The organism is Rhodanobacter sp. LX-99 (genome assembly GCF_018599185.1).
Taxonomy (GTDB): domain Bacteria; phylum Pseudomonadota; class Gammaproteobacteria; order Xanthomonadales; family Rhodanobacteraceae; genus Rhodanobacter.
In genome coordinates this window covers 500,923-518,153 of record NZ_JAHFVL010000002.1, presented here as the reverse complement: position 1 = coordinate 518,153, position 17,231 = coordinate 500,923, and the positions used below count along the sequence as shown (strand labels likewise).

Annotated in this window: 20 protein-coding genes; 11 read left to right on the top strand and 9 right to left on the bottom strand. The window is 64.3% G+C overall.

What is annotated here, in order from left to right; all coding sequences use genetic code 11:
- Positions 1–150: 150 nt before the first annotated feature.
- Positions 151–381 (top strand): helix-turn-helix transcriptional regulator, encoded by a 231-nt coding sequence (locus KK131_RS13140; RefSeq protein ID WP_214557167.1) that lies wholly within the window; start codon positions 151–153, stop codon positions 379–381.
- A gap of 132 nt (positions 382–513) precedes the next feature.
- Here KK131_RS13140 and KK131_RS13135 read toward each other — a convergent pair whose 3' ends face one another.
- Both KK131_RS13135 and KK131_RS13130 read right to left on the bottom strand, forming a co-directional pair.
- The gene (locus KK131_RS13135; RefSeq protein WP_214557166.1) at positions 514–1,203 is read right to left on the bottom strand and encodes a hypothetical protein; all 690 of its coding nucleotides are present in this window, start codon (positions 1,201–1,203) and stop codon (positions 514–516) included.
- Between the two features lie 404 nt (positions 1,204–1,607).
- Complete coding sequence (locus KK131_RS13130; protein ID WP_214557165.1) at positions 1,608–1,793, bottom strand: hypothetical protein; 186 nt, start codon at positions 1,791–1,793, stop codon at positions 1,608–1,610.
- 81 nt (positions 1,794–1,874) lie between these two features.
- On the opposite strand from KK131_RS13130, the gene KK131_RS13125 reads away from it, so the two are divergent.
- Positions 1,875–2,147 carry a hypothetical protein gene (locus KK131_RS13125; RefSeq protein ID WP_214557164.1) on the top strand — a complete coding sequence of 91 codons (273 nt, stop codon included), beginning with the start codon at positions 1,875–1,877 and terminating at the stop codon, positions 2,145–2,147.
- Between the two features lie 115 nt (positions 2,148–2,262).
- Here KK131_RS13125 and KK131_RS17775 read toward each other — a convergent pair whose 3' ends face one another.
- Positions 2,263–2,526 carry a DUF3761 domain-containing protein gene (locus KK131_RS17775; RefSeq protein WP_345777258.1) on the bottom strand — a complete coding sequence of 88 codons (264 nt, stop codon included), beginning with the start codon at positions 2,524–2,526 and terminating at the stop codon, positions 2,263–2,265.
- A gap of 121 nt (positions 2,527–2,647) precedes the next feature.
- Between KK131_RS17775 and KK131_RS13115 the strand changes: the two genes are divergently transcribed.
- Complete coding sequence (locus KK131_RS13115) at positions 2,648–2,788, top strand: hypothetical protein (RefSeq protein WP_214557162.1); 141 nt, start codon at positions 2,648–2,650, stop codon at positions 2,786–2,788.
- 348 nt (positions 2,789–3,136) lie between these two features.
- Here KK131_RS13115 and KK131_RS13110 read toward each other — a convergent pair whose 3' ends face one another.
- Complete coding sequence (locus KK131_RS13110; protein ID WP_214557161.1) at positions 3,137–3,616, bottom strand: hypothetical protein; 480 nt, start codon at positions 3,614–3,616, stop codon at positions 3,137–3,139.
- 571 nt (positions 3,617–4,187) lie between these two features.
- Here KK131_RS13110 and KK131_RS13105 point away from each other — a divergent pair.
- The gene (locus KK131_RS13105; protein ID WP_214557160.1) at positions 4,188–4,412 is read left to right on the top strand and encodes a DUF2188 domain-containing protein; all 225 of its coding nucleotides are present in this window, start codon (positions 4,188–4,190) and stop codon (positions 4,410–4,412) included.
- Positions 4,413–4,764: 352 nt separating this feature from the next.
- Positions 4,765–5,121, top strand: a complete 357-nt coding sequence (locus KK131_RS13100; protein WP_214557159.1) for a hypothetical protein — start codon at positions 4,765–4,767, stop codon at positions 5,119–5,121.
- Positions 5,122–5,269: 148 nt separating this feature from the next.
- Here KK131_RS13100 and KK131_RS13095 read toward each other — a convergent pair whose 3' ends face one another.
- The 4 genes from KK131_RS13095 to KK131_RS13080 form a co-directional block, all read right to left on the bottom strand.
- Positions 5,270–6,886: an AAA family ATPase gene (locus KK131_RS13095; RefSeq protein ID WP_214557158.1), complete on the bottom strand. Its 1,617-nt coding sequence runs from the start codon at positions 6,884–6,886 to the stop codon at positions 5,270–5,272.
- Positions 6,887–7,025: 139 nt separating this feature from the next.
- Complete coding sequence (locus KK131_RS13090) at positions 7,026–8,060, bottom strand: hypothetical protein (protein ID WP_214557157.1); 1,035 nt, start codon at positions 8,058–8,060, stop codon at positions 7,026–7,028.
- An 84-nt stretch (positions 8,061–8,144) separates the two neighbouring features.
- The gene (hutU, locus tag KK131_RS13085) at positions 8,145–9,815 is read right to left on the bottom strand and encodes a urocanate hydratase (RefSeq protein ID WP_214557156.1); all 1,671 of its coding nucleotides are present in this window, start codon (positions 9,813–9,815) and stop codon (positions 8,145–8,147) included.
- 67 nt (positions 9,816–9,882) lie between these two features.
- Positions 9,883–11,499 (bottom strand): DUF4034 domain-containing protein, encoded by a 1,617-nt coding sequence (locus KK131_RS13080; protein WP_214557155.1) that lies wholly within the window; start codon positions 11,497–11,499, stop codon positions 9,883–9,885.
- Positions 11,500–11,680: 181 nt separating this feature from the next.
- On the opposite strand from KK131_RS13080, the gene KK131_RS13075 reads away from it, so the two are divergent.
- The 6 genes from KK131_RS13075 (at position 11,681) to KK131_RS13050 (ending at position 16,798) form a co-directional block, all read left to right on the top strand.
- The gene (locus KK131_RS13075; RefSeq protein ID WP_214557154.1) at positions 11,681–12,763 is read left to right on the top strand and encodes a catalase family peroxidase; all 1,083 of its coding nucleotides are present in this window, start codon (positions 11,681–11,683) and stop codon (positions 12,761–12,763) included.
- A complete protein-coding gene (locus tag KK131_RS13070) occupies positions 12,760–13,296 on the top strand; it encodes a cytochrome b/b6 domain-containing protein (protein WP_214557153.1) in 537 nt (178 codons plus the stop codon). Before KK131_RS13075 ends, KK131_RS13070 begins: the two co-directional genes overlap by 4 nt.
- A 67-nt stretch (positions 13,297–13,363) precedes the next feature.
- Complete coding sequence (locus KK131_RS13065) at positions 13,364–13,903, top strand: nuclear transport factor 2 family protein (RefSeq protein WP_214557152.1); 540 nt, start codon at positions 13,364–13,366, stop codon at positions 13,901–13,903.
- Complete coding sequence (locus KK131_RS13060; RefSeq protein WP_250887255.1) at positions 13,842–14,630, top strand: hypothetical protein; 789 nt, start codon at positions 13,842–13,844, stop codon at positions 14,628–14,630. The genes KK131_RS13065 and KK131_RS13060 overlap by 62 nt, the downstream gene beginning before the upstream one ends.
- A gap of 153 nt (positions 14,631–14,783) precedes the next feature.
- A complete protein-coding gene (locus KK131_RS13055) occupies positions 14,784–16,289 on the top strand; it encodes a DNA-3-methyladenine glycosylase 2 (RefSeq protein WP_214557151.1) in 1,506 nt (501 codons plus the stop codon).
- Complete coding sequence (locus KK131_RS13050; RefSeq protein WP_214557150.1) at positions 16,286–16,798, top strand: methylated-DNA--[protein]-cysteine S-methyltransferase; 513 nt, start codon at positions 16,286–16,288, stop codon at positions 16,796–16,798. Before KK131_RS13055 ends, KK131_RS13050 begins: the two co-directional genes overlap by 4 nt.
- 12 nt (positions 16,799–16,810) lie before the next feature.
- On the opposite strand, the gene KK131_RS13045 is transcribed toward KK131_RS13050, so the two are convergent.
- Positions 16,811–17,227 (bottom strand): hypothetical protein, encoded by a 417-nt coding sequence (locus tag KK131_RS13045; protein ID WP_214557149.1) that lies wholly within the window; start codon positions 17,225–17,227, stop codon positions 16,811–16,813.
- Positions 17,228–17,231 lie beyond the last annotated feature (4 nt).

Genomic DNA, 17,231 nt, shown 5'->3' with positions numbered 1-17,231 from the left:
TTCGCATCGGTCCGCGCCCGCAGCAACCACCCAGACTCGATCCTAATACGTCTCATCAAATTTGTCACTTATAGAGCGTGATCCTATAAGACGTGGCCTCATAGAGCCTCCCTCCCTAGGCTCGCCTACAACGAAAGAGGACAGCCCAAGATGGCCACAGATCCCAGAACAATCTTCGGCCAGCGCCTGGCTGAAGTCCGCAAGGCAAAGGGTTTCTCCCAAGAGAGTCTTGCACTCGAAAGCGGGCTCGCCCGCAGCTATCTCGGTGGCGTCGAGCGCGGTCAGCGCAACATTGCGCTACTGAACATTTATAAGCTTGCAAAGGCCCTGAAGGTCAGTCCCGCTCACCTGTTGGAGCCGGTGTCTGGGCTCAAGAAGTAGGGAGAAAGGTGTCACCATTTCGCCGTTCAAAGGCGTCCGTCAAATCCGGGCCAACTCAGGTTCACTTGCCATGTCTCAGGAAGTGAACCTGGCCTCGTTTTTGGGCTGGCGGGCGATCGCCAGGACTCCCGGCTACTGATAGGTCGGGTGCTGCCGCACGATGTACGACGCGCCGCCCGAGGGCGAACGCGCGGGGAGCGCGAGGTAAGTGGCCCACTCCTCGCGGACACCGGGCTTCGTACCGTGCGGTGGCCCCAGTCTCTGCGCATTCACGTCGCTGATGATGTCGCGCAGCTTCTCCACGTCGCGGACGATGGCATCCCCCATGATCGATAGCGTGACGTCGGATAATTCGGCGTGATCGCTGCAAGTCACCACATTGCCAAGGGCCCGGAGACTGCTCAGCAGCAGGTTGCTCTCGTCGACCTGATCCAGGGTAACGCCGAAGAGGAAGCGGTTGCCGGCCTCGTCCATTACCGACGTGGCGGCGTCCGGTTCCGCGACTTCCGTGTCAGCCTCCACCTCCGCCTCCACCTCCGCTTCCGCATCGGCCTTGAGTGCTGCCCCTCTTTCGCCACGTTCAGCCGGCCAGGAGAGTTCAGCCAACACCTGAGCGATCTGCTCCTCCAGCAGTTCCAGACAGATCGCCACTTCGCCCGGGCGAATCTCGGGAACCCCTTCCCGCTCCTCGTCCGGCCTTCGCGGTTGCGCCAGATGCGAGAGGAACTCCACGTACTCGCGCAGCTTCTTCAGCCGTAACTGGCTGTCCTCCGGCAGGAAATAGCCCGTCGTTTGCAGATCATCCGAATCGAACGTCGACATGGTCGCCTCCTTATTCCATGAAGTGCCCGTCCACGGCATGACGACGGACGGGAAGTCGGGAGGCTAGAAACCGCAGGTAGCCGGCGGGCGTATTCCCCTTGCGGGTGTTGTATTAGCCGCCCTCCCGACGCAGGTGTCACGTCGGTTGTGCCTGCTGATGCGGGCACAAAAAACCCACCGGTTTGTCGGAGGTGGGTACCGCTACCTGGGGAGTTTCTAGGCTCCTTGTGATCGAGTCTGCTACTGCCATGGAGGCGAGTCAAGACTGAGCAAGCATCCAGGAAGAAACTTAATTAGCCACGTCCCTTTTCGCTTGGGAGAGCATGTGACTGTTGACTACAATCGGGACGACATTAGCGGCGAAATTCACCACGAGCGCGAAACTGGAGCCACCACTGTTCAGTTCAGATGGGATGGAAAGTGGCCGTGATACGAACGTCTATCTTTAGGTTCTTGGTTCCTGCATCTGCATCCATGTTTCCCTCGGATTCAAGCAAGCGCAGGTTGTCGAGCTTGCGGCACGTAAATAGTTCGGCGAACGACCATAGGTCGAGTTTCCAGTGACAAATTGATGCCGAGTTGTCAGTCATGGTCTACGAACTCCATGGTTGTGCCTAACAGCCATTGAGGATCGCGCGGACCATGGGGCACTGAATAGGATGGGCGCATGCATGGAATTTCCCACCTCGCTTCCGCAGGAAGATGTCGACCTGCTGTTCCAGATTGAACACGGCTGCCACGAAGCGATCGCGATCGACGTCGCCGGCCGGTTTGTGATTCAGGGCTTCCTGAGGGCGTTGGACGACCGCGAAGCAGTGCACTCTGTAACCGCGGCCGAGCTCGAAGGTCATCGGATATACCTTGGGCTCACCGCGGTCGGCTGCACCTTTCTGGCGGAAGTTCGCGATGGCCTCCACGATTGTCACGAGTGGAAGCCGAGCTAAGGAGCTGCAAACCGGGACGGCGGAAGTTAAATCGTTTGGCTTCTTGGATTTGTCGCGCCCCCGGCCTCTTGCTTAACTTCCTCCGTGCCGGTTTCGATCGCCGATCGCACTGCGCTCATAGCCACCGAGCAACGCCTCCATGATGCGAGCAGGTACCACGGCGGCTCATGCTGAAGCTGAATGATCCATCTCGACATTGTGCCGTTGCACCCGATGGAATCGTCCCCGTGGTCGTATGCGCTGGACGATGAACCTCGAACCCCTCACGGTTCGTATAGCTGCCCTTCTCCACAAGCGTCACCACACCCGCGGGGGCAGTATGTGACGTTGAAGGCTCATGCTTCTGCGCCAGCGACAGGCCGGGGATGAGGCCAAGCATGAGAATCAGCGGCACAAACCTAAGCATGGAGCGACCTGAGGCAATTCAACCTGGCTAAGTAAGCAACAGGCCTGCCAGAACTGAACTCGGTGGGCAAACCGGGGGGCGGTAAATTTTCCGAATGCGCTGGCTGAAGCGCTCGGCTGCCGGCGAAACCAGCTACATCGATCGAGATCATTTCTCGGCGGGCCGGGAAAATAGCCTGATGCGTCGAGTTCAGGTGCACGGCGCGCCAGGAAAAAAGCTCGATCGGCCGGGCTAAAAGCTCGGCGATCCGGGAAAAAGGCTCGGCGGGTCGAGCAAATAGCTCGGCGCGCCGGGTTCGGGTGCTCGGCACGCCGGGAAAAAAGCTCGGCAGCCCGGGCAAAAAGCTCGGCGGGTGGAGAAAAAAGCTCGGGCGGCCGAGCAAATAACTCCGCGGGTCGGCAAAAGAGCTCGGTGCGCCAGGCTAGATGGCTCGTGGACGGTGCGAAATGCCGGGCCGGCGCGCCGATCCGGCACCCGCGGGAGGTTCGCGCCGTGGCGCGGACACAAAAAGGCCCGGTGCGTGAGGTGGTTTGCCTCAGGCACCGGGCCGCGTGGTCACCCTGTTACGTTTGGAGCTGGATCATCAGAGCGCTGCGGCCGGCGGCTCGGGTGTGGTGCGCGCCGCGCGACGGGCGAAGCGGGCACCAAGTTCGCGCCGCAGGTCTTCCAGGCCCTGGTTATGGCCGCTGACCCGCAGCAGACCGTAACCCTCCAACGCGAAGCTCATCAGGTCGCTGCCCAGCGCAGTCGAGGTGTCTTCGGCGCGCTCGCTGAGCCGGGTCAGGCGCAGCAGGAAGCTGCCGATCTGGTCGAACGCGACCAGATCCGCTGCCGCCTCGGCCACGTCGAGGCTGGGCGGCACCACTTGCGGGTTCTGCTGCAGCAGTTTCAGCGTCTGGCGGCAAAACACCTCCGACTTGTCGCCCATCTTGGTCAACGACCGGCGCTGCGCCGGCTGCAGGGCAATCAGCCCGCCAAGGTTCTCTTCCAGCGTCGCCAGCGCGCCTTCGACGGCCGTCAGCTGGTCGGCCGTCAAGGCCAGCGAAATCAGGTTCTGTGACATCACGATCTCCGTATCGGTTGGTGAGGCCGCCCGTATCCCGCACAGACTCCATTGCGTTTTCAGGCGACCGATAGTGCCCGCGACACTCTCGGCTCACTGCCTAAAGTGGAGGCGCCGGAACAATGCCAGAGGCAGCAGCAGGTGGCTGTCGGTGTGAGGAAGGTCGTGGTGTAGAGGTTGGCTGACGTAGGGTCGAAAACAATCTGCGAGGAGCGAAGGTTCGATTGTGGTGCGAGTAGCCCGGCTCGCCGCACAAAAAGCAATCAAAAACTCAATGACTGCGGCTCATTGCGCGCATCATTGGATTGACGGCAATTCCGCTTTTTACCCCCAATCACTCGCGACTTATCCACAGAATTGTTGTCTCGATGGGTGAGACAGATGCCGCTATGATGACGGCGAGTTCATAAAAAACGTCGGCCGGATAGTGGCCAACCGGTGCTTGATGAACTCAAAAGCGCCACGGATGTTCGCCGTCGGCTTCGAGTGCTGTAGCAAGCGAACGGCACTGACGAAACGAGCATCGTGCCAACGACACAACGTGGCTTCTCCCACCGTAAGCGAGGTTCACATGAAGAACTATCACATCACCAAGGACAGTGACGGCTGGAAGCTCAAGGAACAAGGCGCTGAACGCGCGACGATCAGAGCCGGCACCAAAGCCGAAATCGTTCACAAAACCAGCGAATTCATGAGCGACAAAGTGGGATCCGTAAAGATCCACAAGGAAAACGGGGAGATCGAGGAGGAACGGACTTACCAACGCAAGGACGACCCGGCCAAGTCGAAAGGTTGATGCAGGCCGTGCCACTGAGGAGCCGGGCGAAAGCCCGGCTTTTCTTTGCAAGGGAAATCCCTCGCGATAAGAACAGCAAGAATAATGTCGAAGACAATTCAAGCGCTACGCGAGTCGCCATCAAATTGCCCCCGACACCTTTTCACGCCTTAATTTCCATCAATCAAAAACGCAGACTACAAAGTAAAGTCCTTTCCCTACAGATTTTGTCGCCCTACTTTATTTACTATGGAACCTGCCGACGGCACATCGCCGCCGACCGGAGAAAACCCGCAAGGCAAAAACAGCGCGGGCCGCATGGGCGGCAACCCATGCGACCCGCTGACCACAACCAACTTCTGAGGAGTTGATCATGGCTAAGCCCGATCATACGTCAGTCACGCACCACGGCGCGCGCATCCCCACCAACCCGCTCTCGCGCCCCTGCAGTACCCTCGCCGACGCCAGCCCCGACGAACGCGACGCCGCCACTCTGGCCGGCCTTACCACCGCCATCCACGCCCTCGCCCGCGTCCTCGCCAACAGCGAAGCCTTCCGCGACCTCCACGCCAACAGCGAAAGCAACACCATCGACCCCGGCTGCAGCCCCCTCGACGCCCCCACCACCGAAGGCCTCTTCGCCGCCCTGTACTTCCTCAGCGAACAAGCCGAACAGCTTAGTCAGCTGCCCCTGCCCGCACCGCTCCATCCGAGCAACGTGTCGTACTGAGCGCAAATGCCGACCATGCCGGGCCGCTTCACTAAAGTGTGCCCGGCTGAACCGGGAGCTCAGGCTGGCATACCCAACGCTACTTTCGGGGTCGGATTTGGTTACTGCTAAGTGAACCTGAGTTGGCCCTGTTTCGGTTCGCAACGACCTAGCTGTGGGCTTTCTCCCATGCCTTCGCCAGCGCCGCAAAGGCGTGAGCCATCTCGTTCTCGAACTGCGTCTGGGTGATGTTTTGCCCCACCAGCTCCGCGAGATCGGTTTTGTCTCTCCCTGACATCGCTCTCACCTGGTCAGCGGTCTTTCGCCAAGGCTCTGGATAACTCTCCTCCAGCGAATGAGTCGGGGCAACGACAAACTGGCCGTTCTGCTCGTGCCTCGCATATGCACGCATGAATCCGTCGAAATCGTTTTTCCTCTCAGGCGTTGGCTGGTCGCAAAGAACAATCAGTCGCTCGCTATACACCGGAGTTTGTGACAACGGGACAAACGCTACGTTGATGGCATCCATTGAGCGCTTTTGTCGGGAGTGGTCGCCCTCCGCCCTGATGATCTTCGTCTGCGGCTTGTCGATATAGAAACGTCGCACCACGTGCCCCAAAAGGATGTCTTCGGATGCCCCTTCCACCACCAGGAAGTTTCTGGGAAAGAGGAGATCTGCCGGTGAGCCGCCCAGAAGTTCATAGATCAGTTCCGGCTTGTCACGCCCTTCAATCTTTTTGATGCTTGTCGCGCCATCGACCTTCTCAACCCGCCAGAGCGTCTGGTCGTTGTCCTCGTCGGTCACCAGCACCGACGAGTGGGTGTTGATGAAGACCTGGTCGCCGTTCTTGACCAGATCCATCAAGGCCAGCTTGAGTTGGCGCTGAGCAGTCGGGTGGAGATGAAGTTCGGCTTCATCGATGAGGAACAGGAACCGTTTGCCCAGTTCATCGCTCTCACGGCGATGGTCGGAGTAGGCCTTTAAGATAGCGAGCATGAGGGCGCGTTGCATACCATCGCCCTTCTCTTCGGCGGAGGTCTCGATGCCATCGTCGACCGATGTTTCGAAAGACTTCAACAATTCATCAAACATAGGCGGCTTCACGCTGAATCCGACCTTGCTACATTCCGGAAACTGCTGCTCCAAGTGGTCCTTCACCTTCCCAGCAAGGCGGTCGAGTTCCTGCCTTACCTCCGACTGCTCATGCGTGAACAGTTCGTCGAACTTCTCCTTAAACTGACGGTATTTCTCGCTTTTCTCCAAAATAGCGTTGAGCACCCCAGACAACATTTCGCCGATGGGCGTCTTCTTGCCCCACTTGGAGACTTCGGTGAGAGACGTGCGGGTAGAAACGTATTGGAGGCGCGGCACGCAATCGTTGAACGCCTTATCGAAGCCGGCAAAGTTCTTCTGGGTCCACTCGCCCTTCGCTTCGTCCCATAGCTGTCGCTTCGACGGGTCCTCCGCTGTGGTCCGCCTCACCTTGATGACATCTCGCCCATCGGCAAACTTCTCGAACCGTGCCTTTGTTGCCTCGTTGATAACAGCCGCGATGCCGGCTTGAATGTCGGAATACTCGATTTCAACAGTGACTTCGCGGACGGCCTGATGCTTGAACCGGATGTCGTCGAGGTTCCCAGAGCCGTTGTAGAACCACTCGATGGCCTCGAAGAGGTTGGTCTTGCCGTGGTTGTTCTGGCCGGCCAGCACATTAAAGCGATTGGCGGCTAGCTCAACGCGCTCAATCGAGCGGAAGTTCTCGACGGTGATCTTGCTGATACGCATGGCGGCGTCCTTGCATGGGGAGTTAGGGGGGTGGGCGGGACGATTGTCCAACCCGCATGTTCCAGCACAGCTCAGCCAAAACCAAAACCGGGGCGGGGGAAGTTAAATCGCCTGCCCCCTCGATTCGTCAATCTTTTACCTACTCCTCCGATTGAGCACCCCCCGGCCCCTGCAACTTTGGCTGCACCGAATTACCTAACCTACGGGTCTCCTTGGCCGCGGGATACTTCAAAGGAACGGCTTGGATCGGCTGACCATCAATAGTTACGCCGACCTCTTCATGCCTAAATGACTTGGCGTAGTCGTCAGCCGCCGAGATCACCGCATCATTCAGTTTATCCAACACGGCATCCGAGGTAACGCCAAGCTCTCTAGCACGCGCCAATGTCTCCATGGCTTGGATGGCCCGTCCGTGACGCGTCAAGTGAAGATACGGCAAACGTACTACATCGCGAACCATCGCAAGTAGCAGGCGGATGGCCTTCGAATCACCAGTGACGCTAATACGGACCGGCGAACCTGAGTCGATGCTTGCTATCCAGATTTCGTCACGCAATCCATCAGACCGTTGATCAGTCTGCTCGATTACCCACTTGCCTACATCTGCCAAGCGCGACAGCAAGGCCATGTAATCAGCAAACGCTCCTAATCGATCAACGCCATCCAGCTCTAGAACAACTGACGATTGATCAGCTTCTCCTTCTTTAACTGGCGCGGCGAATAGGCACCCCAACGCCTCGTAATGTTCGTAACAAGTGATCAGCGCAGCTCCGGGTGCCAGCAAGCCGGTTATTGACGGAGCATTCTTGTTTTTTTGAAGAACGACATCAAAAGCCCCTGCTAACTTGGCTAGTGCTTGCCTTCCTGGGCGAAGCAACCCTTCAAGCAACGGATACTCTTCGAGTATCAAGTCGAACTTCCGGGACAGTTCATGCAACTCGACCGCAGTTGCGGAGGGGGAAATATCTTGAAGTTGCCGAGCAATAGGGCGAACTGCTTCCTGAAGATGAGAACGACCAGCGTTGACACTTGTATCGTTGTTCGCCGCGATCTCTTCAAGGGTGCCATTGAGCTTAGGTTCGGCAGCTTGGATTTGAGCTAGCAGCCCCTGTACAGCGCCCCCTGGCGTGAGTGCGATCCGCACCAACGCTTTATAAACATCATCCTTGTACATGTCTCCCCCGTAAACGTGGACGCATCTTGCACTTAGTCAATAATCTAGGAACGGCAAAAACGCAAACCTATCGCAATAGAAGCGTCAAACCATCGGCAACTTCAACCCCTGCTCCTTCGCGCACTCCACCGCAATCTCATACCCCGCATCCGCATGCCGCATCACCCCAGTCCCCGGATCGTTCCACAACACCCGCGCAATCCGCTTGTCCGCCGCTTCGGTGCCGTCGCACACAATCACGATGCCGGAATGCTGCGAATACCCCATCCCCACCCCGCCGCCATGATGCAGCGACACCCACGTCGCCCCGCCGGCCACGTTCAACATCGCGTTGAGCAGCGGCCAGTCGCTGACGGCGTCGCTGCCGTCCTTCATGGCTTCGGTTTCGCGGTTCGGTGAGGCGACGCTGCCGGAATCCAGGTGGTCGCGCCCGATCACCACCGGCGCCTTCAGCTCGCCGTTGCGCACCATCTCGTTGAAGGCCAGGCCGAGCTTGTCGCGCAACCCCAGGCCGACCCAGCAGATGCGTGCGGGCAGGCCCTGGAAGCTGATGCGCTCCTTCGCCATGTCCAGCCAGTGGTGCAGGTGGGCGTCGTCGGGGATCAGCTCCTTCACTTTCTGGTCGGTCTTGTAGATGTCCTCCGGGTCGCCAGACAGCGCGACCCAGCGGAACGGGCCGATGCCGCGGCAGAACAGCGGGCGCACGTAGGCGGGCACGAAGCCGGGGAACGCGAACGCGTTCTCGCAGCCGACATCCTTGGCCATCTGGCGGATGTTGTTGCCGTAGTCGAAGGTGGGGATGCCCTGCGCGTGGAACGCGAGCATCGCTTCCACATGGGTCTTCATGGACAGCTTGGCGGCGCGCGCGGTGCCGACCGGGTCGGCCTTGCGGCGCTCGAACCACTGCTCCAGCGTCCAGCCCTGCGGCAGGTAGCCGTTGACCGGGTCGTGCGCGCTGGTCTGGTCGGTGACGGCGTCGGGGCGCACGCCGCGGCGCACCAGTTCGGGCAGCACGTCGGCGGCGTTGCCGAGCAGCGCGATGGACTTCGCCTCGCCCGCCTTGGTGTACTTCGCGATGCGCGCCAGCGCGTCGTCGAGGTCCGTGGCCTGCTCGTCGACGTAGCGGGTCTTCAGGCGGAAGTCGATGCGGCTCTGCTGGCATTCGATGTTGAGGCTGCACATGCCGGCCAGCGAGGCGGCCAGCGGCTGCGCCGCGCCCATGCCGCCGAGGCCGGCGGTGAGCAGCCACTTCCCTTTCAGATCGCCGTTGTGGTGCTGGCGGCCCATCTCGACGAAGGTTTCGTAGGTGCCTTGGATGATGCCCTGCGAGCCAATGTAGATCCACGAGCCGGCGGTCATCTGGCCGTACATCATCAGGCCTTTCTTATCGAGCTCGTTGAAGTGCTCCCAAGTGGCCCAGTGCGGCACCAGGTTGGAGTTCGCGATCAGCACGCGCGGCGCGTCGGCATGCGTGCGGAACACGCCGACCGGCTTGCCGGACTGCACTAGCAGGGTCTCGTCGTCGTTCAGATCGCGCAGCGATTTCAGGATCGCGTCGAAGCATTCCCAGTTGCGCGCCGCCCGCCCGATGCCGCCGTACACCACCAGCTCGGCCGGGTTCTCCGCCACGTCCGGGTCGAGGTTGTTCTGCAGCATGCGGAACGGCGCCTCGCTGAGCCAGCTCTTGCAGGAAAGCTCGGTGCCGCGCGGCGCGCGGATGGTGCGGGTGGTGTCGATGCGGGTGGGTGCGTTCATCACGAAGGGCTCCGGTGAGTCAGACCATGAAGTATAGGTCAGCTGCCGCTGTGACCCCGAGCCCCGCTCAAGGCGCGCTCGCCCGCGCGTCGATGCCGGCGTGCTTGCGCAGGGCTACCGCCGCGCGCATGCGCACGATGATTTTCGCGATCTGCGGGTCCTTGCCGAACTGCGCCTGCAGATGGTCGGCGGTGGCGTCCAGCCCTGGCCGCGGCTGCCGTTCCTGGATGGTGGCGCGCAGCATCCAGCCGTACGGGCTCTGCGGCTGCTCGCGGATCAGCTGGTCGGCCACGGCCCAGCCCTTGTCCCAGTCATGTGCCAGGTTCACGAACATGTCGCCGAGCTGGGGCAGCACATGCATGTCGCCCGGGTCGATCGCCAGCAGTGCGCGGAAATCCTGTTCCGCATGCGCATAGTCGGCCTGCATTTCGTAGGCGTAGGCACGTGCCCTGAGCGCGTCCGCATGGCGCGGCGACGCGGCCAGCAGGCGGCTCATGTCGGCGATGGCCCAGGCGGTCTCGTCGAAATCCACCAGCGCGGAGACGCGGTGGGTGCGCACGTCCTCGCTTTCCGACCCGAAACGCAGCGCCTCGGACAGGTAGATCCCCGGCACGGCCATGTTCCGGTTGCCGTCCGCCGCCAGCCCGGCCCGTTCGAGGTAGGTGACGCTGGCAAGCTGGTCCAGCGCGGCCGGATACGCCGCCAGCTCGGTATCCTGCGTGCAGTCGCAGTTGTCCACTTCGTAGTACGGCCGCTCCGACAACATCAGCCTCATCAGCGGATTCATGTGCGCGTACGCCTGTGCCTGCGCGGCGAACCGGTCCATCGCGTCCAGCGAGCCGCCCCACTTCGGCTCCAGCGTCCACATCGCCATGCTGCGGACCACGTAGTCGTCCGGCGCCACGGCCAGCGCACGGCGGATCGCCTCGTCGGTGTACGCGCGACCGAAGCCGAGGCCACCGGCATGGATCAATGCGAAATAGGCCGGGACGACCTTGGGATCCAACGCAATCGCCTGGCGCAGGTCACTGTCGGCCTGGGCCAGCAGCTTGTGCATGGAGTCGAGGCTGTCCTGCGGCGTGTCCTTCATGTATTTGGCTCCCCGCGCATCGCCGGCCATGGCCACGTAGGCCATGCCGCTGGCGGCGAACGCGAAGGCGCTGTTCGGCGAATCGCGTTTCCAGGCGTCCAGGGTCGGGCGAATGTCGAACGAGCCGTTCTGGAACGCTTCCTGGTAGATGCGATCGAGCAGGCCGCGCGAATCCGGATCCGTCTGCTGGGCGCGCAACGCGGCGGCGAGGCGCCGGTCGAGTTCGGCGGCATGGCCGTCCTGGATGAGCTTTTGCGCCTCGGCAAACGTAAGCAACGTCTGCATGCGGTAATGGCAGTACGCGACTACTGCATCGCGCGACCAGTGACTGTCTGGCGGATCGGGGTAGGCCAGGCAGCGCTGCAGCGGGTCGGTGATCGCCTCGGCCTTCTTCGCCGCAGCGAGGAACGCGTAGCCCTCGTCGCGGGTGAACTCGCGGGCGACCGGCAGCGGAGGTGGTGTGGGCTGCCGCGCCATCAGGAGTTGCTCCTGATGGCTGATCTGCGCATACACCGAATGGGTGATCCACACGCCTTCGCCGACGCCCAACAGGACGATTGCCGCGATCAGCACCCCGCGTTGCATCGAGTTCATGCGCGCCTCCCCCAGGCCACCCGAGCGACGACGATAGCACCGCACGCGCGTGTTCGGCGGAAGGGAATCGGCGCATGCCATGTAACGAAGTGCCGCCGCGGAGCGAAGACCTGACTGGTATGGCACGAAACCCGGTGCCGTGGACCCCGCCACACGTGGCCCGAGCGGCCAGGAGTCGAACATGCACGATCCCGTTCCACCGGATTCACCCGCGCGCCGGATCGGCTCGTGGGCGCTGATCGCCGCCGCGGTCGGCGTAGCCGCGGTTTCCTTCGGCTACGTCGGCGGCTGGCTGGCGCCGCAGCGGCTCACCCCGGCGCGGCTGGTGAACCAGTTCCAGGACAACGCCGGCACGTTCGCCGGCTACCGCCGCAACCACGCGAAGGGTGTCTGCGTGACGGGGTATTTCGACAGCAATGGCCGCGCCCAGGCGTACTCCATGGCGCAGGTGTTCGCGCCTGGGCGCACGCCGGTGGTCGGCCGCTTCGCGATCCCCGGCAGCAACCCGTACGCGCCGGACTCCAGCGTGCCGATCCGCAGCATGGCGCTGCGCTTCGCGCTCGCGAACGGACAGCAGTGGCGCACCGGCATGAACAGCATGCCGGTGTTCCCGGTCGCGACGCCGCAGGCGTTCTTCGCGCAATTGCAGGCGCAGCAGCCGGACCCGGCCACCGGCAAGCCGGGCCCGGCGAAGCTGGCCGCGTTCTTCGCCGCGCATCCGGAAACGGCCGCGTTCCGCGCCTGGGCGAAGACGGCGAAACCGTCCGCCAGCTTCGCGACCGAAAGCTACTGGGGCCTCAACGCGTTCGTGTTCGTCGACGCGAACGGCAAGCGCCAGCCGGTGCGCTGGCGCATGGCGCCGGAAGCGGGCAACGCCGGCGGCGACGCCGGCAAAACTACCGACACGGACTATCTGGCGACGGACCTGGCCGAACGCCTGGCGCAGGGACCGCTGCGCTGGCACTTGCAGGTGACGCTCGCGAACCCCGGCGACCCGACGAACGATGCGACGAAGACGTGGCCGGACGACCGCCGCACGATCGACGCCGGCACGCTGGTGCTGCAGCGCACCGAGCCGCAGGACAGCGGCCCCTGCCGCGACATCAACTACGACCCGCTGGTGCTGCCGGCCGGCATCGCCGCGTCCGACGACCCGCTGCTGCCTGCGCGCTCGGCCGCGTATGGGGACTCGTACCTGCGCCGCACCAGCGAGGAAGCCCACCTGCCCGGCAGCGCCGCGCCCTCGGCGGAGACGAAACGATGAAGGCCGCCACGAACACGTTCACGCCCGCCGCGCGCGTGCTGCACTGGCTGATGGCCGTCATGATCCTGGCGATGCTGTTCATCGGCGTCGGCATGGTCGCGTCCGTCTCCGAGCGGCACGCATGGCTGCTCGCGATCCACAAGCCGCTCGGCATCGCGATCCTGATCCTGGCGGTGGTGCGGCTGGCGGTGCGCTTGCGCCATCCACCGCCGCCGTTGCCGGCGGACCTGCCCGCACTGCAGAAACTGGCGGCGCTGGCGTCGCACTGGCTGCTGTATTTCCTGATGCTGGCGATGCCGCTGATCGGCTGGGCGATGCTGTCGGCCGGCGGCTATCCGGTGATGCTCGGCGCGTCGCTGCGGCTGCCGCCGATCTTCCCGGCCAGCCCGGTCGCGTTCGCCGTGCTGCGCCACCTACATACCGGGTTCGCGATGTTGCTGTTCCTGACGTTCCTGGCGCACATGGCGGCGGCGCTGTACCACGGCCTGATTCGCCGCGACGGCGTGCTGTCGAGCATGCTCGGGCGGCGTTGATCCGGCACTGGCGACCTGGCGGCGTTCGCAGGATGCTGCGGCACCGCAACGAACGAGGAGAACGCCGATGCCACGCCGAACCGGGTTGCTGCTGTTGCCGTTATGGGTCGCCTGCGCGCCTGCCGCGGCCACGCCGCCGGCCGCGGACAAGGCGGCGTGCGAGGTCTGGCAACGCGAGTTGTCGTTCGCGCAGAGCGTGCAGCGGCATGACGCGGCGGCATTCGCCGAGCACGTCATGGCGGACGCGATCTTCGACGCGAACACGCCGCAGCCGACGCGCGGACTGGCCGCGGTGCGCCAGCACTGGGCCGCGTTCATCGCGGGCAAGACGCAGCGGGTGGACTGGTACCCGCAGCAGGTCGTGGCGTCGGGCGACGGCACGCTGGCGTATTCCAGCGGCGCGTACCTGTTCGAGAATCCGGCGCCGGGTGCGAAGCCGCATTACGTGACCGGCCGGTTCGCGACGGTGTGGCGCCGCGCCGGCGACGGCGCCTGGCGCGTCGTGTTCGACGGCGGCGACGCCGGCAAGCCGGCGGGCGACGCGGATGTCGCCGCGTTCCGCGCCGGCCGCCAGCCCCGTTGCCCGGCCGCCGCAGGCACGAATTGATCCACGCCGGCCGGCCGGTGCGCACGCCTCCCGACAGCCGCCGCCCGGCCCGGCCATCGCGCCGATTGACCGCGCCATGGCGGCGGCACAGACTTCTCGCGGGAACCCCGGAGTGACCGTCACACGTCACCGTGAGGAGGTTGTCATGCATACCACAGGCCGAAAACCACAGGGCTGGAAGAACCGGGCCATCGTCGCCACTGCGCTGTTCGCCGTCGGGGGCGGAGCGCTGGCGGCGGAGCATCCCGCAATGAGCGATGCGCAATTGATCGCGAGCGCGATGCACGCGGCACCGGCACGCGTCGCGAAAGGCGCGACGATCGTGGCGATGGGCGCGGATGGCGCGATGCGCACGTTGCGCAAGGGCACGAATGGGTTCACCTGCATGCCGGACAACCCGTCGACGCCGGGGCCGGACCCGATGTGCATGGACCAGAACGCGATGGAGTGGATCAACGCGTACATGGCGAAGAAAACGCCACCGGCCGGCAAGATCGGCATGATGTACATGCTGGCCGGCGGCACGGACGCGAGCAACACGGACCCGTACGCGCAGAAGCCGGACAGCGGCAACCACTGGATCAAGACCGGACCGCATTTCATGATCGTCGGCGCGGACCCGGCGTTCTATGCGAACTATCCGAAAAGCGCGGATCCGGATACGGCGGCACCGTACGTGATGTGGGCCGGCACGCCGTACGAGCACCTGATGGCGCCGATCAAGTGAGGGACCACAGCAAGGCACACGCGATGCTTGCGTGGATCGATCACGCGAATTGATGTCCTGGCCGGTTGAATGCCGCCCCGACCGGCCCGTTTGCGCGCCATTGATGTCCGAAAACGGCGAGTCAGGCCGCTGCGACGGTGCTAGCCTGCACCCATGAACGAACCGCCCACCCTGCCCGCCCCGCATGTCTGCGAACAGGCCCGACTCAGCCGCGACGCGCGTTTCGACGGGCTGTTCTTCACCGCGGTCAGCAGCACCGGCATCTACTGCCGCCCGGTATGCCCGGCGCCGACGCCGAAGCGCGAGAACGTGCGCTACTACGCGAACGCGGCCGCCGCGGAAGCGGCCGGATTCCGGCCGTGCCTGCGCTGCAGGCCGGAGCTCGCACCGGGCAACGAGCAGTGGCAGCGCAGCGATCATGTCGTGGCGCGCGCGTTGAAGCTGATCGAGGCCGGCGCGCTGGCGGAGCAATCGCTGGACGAACTGGCGCTGCGCGTCGGCATCGGCGCGCGCCAGTTGCGCCGCCTGTTCGTCGAGCGCATCGGCGCGCCGCCGATCAGCGTGCACACGACGCGCCGGCTGCTGTTCGCGAAACAGCTGCTGACCGAGACCGCGCTGCCGGTGACGGAAGTCGCGCTCGCGTCCGGCTTCCGCAGCCTGCGCCGGTTCAACGCGGCGTTTGCACAGGCGAACCGCATCGCGCCGCGCGAACTGCGCCGGCACCCGCGCGCGGCGGCCGGTGCGGCGCTGGTGCTGCGGCTCGGCTACCGGCCGCCGTATGCGTTCGACGCGCTGCTCGCGTTCCTGCGCACGCGCGCGCTGCCGGGCGTGGAACAGGTCGACGCGCACAGCTACGCACGCGTATTCGGCCCGGCGAATGCACCGGGCTGGCTGCGCCTGAGCGCGTGGCCGGGCGGCGAGCACGCGCTGCAGCTGCAACTGCATTGCCCGCAGCCGACCCAACTGCTCGGCGTGGTGACGACGCTGCGGCGGATGTTCGACCTGGACGCGAACCCGCAGGCGATCGCGGACACGTTCCGCCACGACGCCGTGCTCGGCCCGCTGGTCGCGCGCCATCCCGGCCTGCGGCTGCCCGGCGGCTGGGACGGTTTCGAGATCGCGGTGCGCGCGATCCTCGGCCAGCAGATCAGCGTGGCGGCCGCGCGCACGCTGGCGACGCGCATCGTGCAGCGCTGGGGCGAACCGCTGCCGGCGGCGCCGCTGCCGGGACTGGAGCGGCTGTTCCCGACGCCGGCCGCGCTGGCGCAGGCGGACCTGCGCGAGATCGGCCTGACCACGACGCGCGCCGCGACGATCAGCAGCATGGCGCAGGCGCTGCTGGACGGCCGCGTGGACTTCAGCGCGGAGCAATCGCTGGATGCGTTCGTGGCGCGCTGGGTCGCCCTGCCCGGCATCGGCGCATGGACGGCGCATTACATCGCGATGCGCGCGTTGAGCGACCCGGACGCGTTCCCGGCGGCAGACCTGATCCTGCGCCGCGAAGCGGCAGCGGACGCCGCGCCGCTCAGCACGAAAGCACTGACCGAACGCGCGAACGCGTGGCGCCCGTGGCGCGCGTACGCCGTCATCCATCTGTGGCGCGGCGCATCGGAAGCGCCGTCGCCGGCGCGCCGGAAAAAACCGGAGGCGATCGCATGACGAACCTGCCCGATACCATTTACTACGACGAGATGGACAGCCCGGTCGGCACGTTGCGCCTGGTCGCGGACGGCCGCGGCCTGCGCGAGATCTGGTTCGAGCGCGAACGCCATCCGAAGCGGGCGTATCCGGGCTGGGTCCACGCGGCCGCACCATTGAAGTTCGCCCGCGTGCAGCTGGAGGAATACTTCGCCGGCGAACGCCAGCACTTCGAGCTGCCGCTGCACCCCGTCGGCACGCCGTTCCAGCTGGAGGTGTGGCACGAGCTGGGGCGCATTCCGTACGGCGTCACCATCAGCTACGGCGAGCTGGCCCGGCGCATCGACAAGCCGCTGGCGGTGCGCGCGGTCGGCGCCGCGAACGGACGCAACCCGCTGCCGATCGTGCTGCCGTGCCACCGGGTGATCGGCGCGAACGGCAGCCTCACCGGCTTCGGCGGCGGCCTGCCGACGAAGCGCTACCTGCTGAGCCTGGAAGAGCGCATCGCACGCGGCGACTTGTTCGGCTGAGGCGGCGATCGATCAGCCGCCGTCCTGCTTCGGCGCCGGGAGTGCCTGCGGCACCACCCGCGGCAGGTTTGCCGCATCACGCTCGCGGTCGAGCAGGTCCTGTTGCCGGGCACGATCGCGGTCGCGTTGCGCCTGGTCGGCCTGATCGAGTTGCTCGCGGGTGCGTGCGTCATTCGCCATCGGGCGTTTCGCGTTGTCCGACACGCTCTGCCGCAACTGCTGCTGCAACTGGCTCTTCTGCAGTTCGTCGCGCACCTGCTGCTGTTGCGCGTCCTGCTGGAACCGCACGCTCGGCGGCACCGGCCGGATCACCGGCTGCGTGCCGGACTGCTGCCAGGCACAGGCGGCGCCCAGCGGAGCGAGCGCCAACGCTCCCGCCAACAGCGTGCGTAACAGCGGGGAGTGCCAGGCAGGGCGTGTAATGGTCATGACG

What these genes read in the sequence shown, in the direction of transcription:
- KK131_RS13140 (WP_214557167.1), top strand. Translation starts at nt 151, where the DNA reads ATGGCCACAGATCCCAGAACAATCTTCGGCCAGCGCCTGGCTGAAGTC.
- KK131_RS13135 (WP_214557166.1), bottom strand. Translation starts at nt 1,203, where the DNA reads ATGTCGACGTTCGATTCGGATGATCTGCAAACGACGGGCTATTTCCTG.
- KK131_RS13130 (WP_214557165.1), bottom strand. Translation starts at nt 1,793, where the DNA reads ATGACTGACAACTCGGCATCAATTTGTCACTGGAAACTCGACCTATGG.
- KK131_RS13125 (WP_214557164.1), top strand. Translation starts at nt 1,875, where the DNA reads ATGGAATTTCCCACCTCGCTTCCGCAGGAAGATGTCGACCTGCTGTTC.
- KK131_RS17775 (WP_345777258.1), bottom strand. Translation starts at nt 2,526, where the DNA reads ATGCTTGGCCTCATCCCCGGCCTGTCGCTGGCGCAGAAGCATGAGCCT.
- KK131_RS13115 (WP_214557162.1), top strand. Translation starts at nt 2,648, where the DNA reads ATGCGCTGGCTGAAGCGCTCGGCTGCCGGCGAAACCAGCTACATCGAT.
- KK131_RS13110 (WP_214557161.1), bottom strand. Translation starts at nt 3,616, where the DNA reads ATGTCACAGAACCTGATTTCGCTGGCCTTGACGGCCGACCAGCTGACG.
- KK131_RS13105 (WP_214557160.1), top strand. Translation starts at nt 4,188, where the DNA reads ATGAAGAACTATCACATCACCAAGGACAGTGACGGCTGGAAGCTCAAG.
- KK131_RS13100 (WP_214557159.1), top strand. Translation starts at nt 4,765, where the DNA reads ATGGCTAAGCCCGATCATACGTCAGTCACGCACCACGGCGCGCGCATC.
- KK131_RS13095 (WP_214557158.1), bottom strand. Translation starts at nt 6,886, where the DNA reads ATGCGTATCAGCAAGATCACCGTCGAGAACTTCCGCTCGATTGAGCGC.
- KK131_RS13090 (WP_214557157.1), bottom strand. Translation starts at nt 8,060, where the DNA reads ATGTACAAGGATGATGTTTATAAAGCGTTGGTGCGGATCGCACTCACG.
- hutU (WP_214557156.1), bottom strand. Translation starts at nt 9,815, where the DNA reads ATGAACGCACCCACCCGCATCGACACCACCCGCACCATCCGCGCGCCG.
- KK131_RS13080 (WP_214557155.1), bottom strand. Translation starts at nt 11,499, where the DNA reads ATGAACTCGATGCAACGCGGGGTGCTGATCGCGGCAATCGTCCTGTTG.
- KK131_RS13075 (WP_214557154.1), top strand. Translation starts at nt 11,681, where the DNA reads ATGCACGATCCCGTTCCACCGGATTCACCCGCGCGCCGGATCGGCTCG.
- KK131_RS13070 (WP_214557153.1), top strand. Translation starts at nt 12,760, where the DNA reads ATGAAGGCCGCCACGAACACGTTCACGCCCGCCGCGCGCGTGCTGCAC.
- KK131_RS13065 (WP_214557152.1), top strand. Translation starts at nt 13,364, where the DNA reads ATGCCACGCCGAACCGGGTTGCTGCTGTTGCCGTTATGGGTCGCCTGC.
- KK131_RS13060 (WP_250887255.1), top strand. Translation starts at nt 13,842, where the DNA reads ATGTCGCCGCGTTCCGCGCCGGCCGCCAGCCCCGTTGCCCGGCCGCCG.
- KK131_RS13055 (WP_214557151.1), top strand. Translation starts at nt 14,784, where the DNA reads ATGAACGAACCGCCCACCCTGCCCGCCCCGCATGTCTGCGAACAGGCC.
- KK131_RS13050 (WP_214557150.1), top strand. Translation starts at nt 16,286, where the DNA reads ATGACGAACCTGCCCGATACCATTTACTACGACGAGATGGACAGCCCG.
- KK131_RS13045 (WP_214557149.1), bottom strand. Translation starts at nt 17,227, where the DNA reads ATGACCATTACACGCCCTGCCTGGCACTCCCCGCTGTTACGCACGCTG.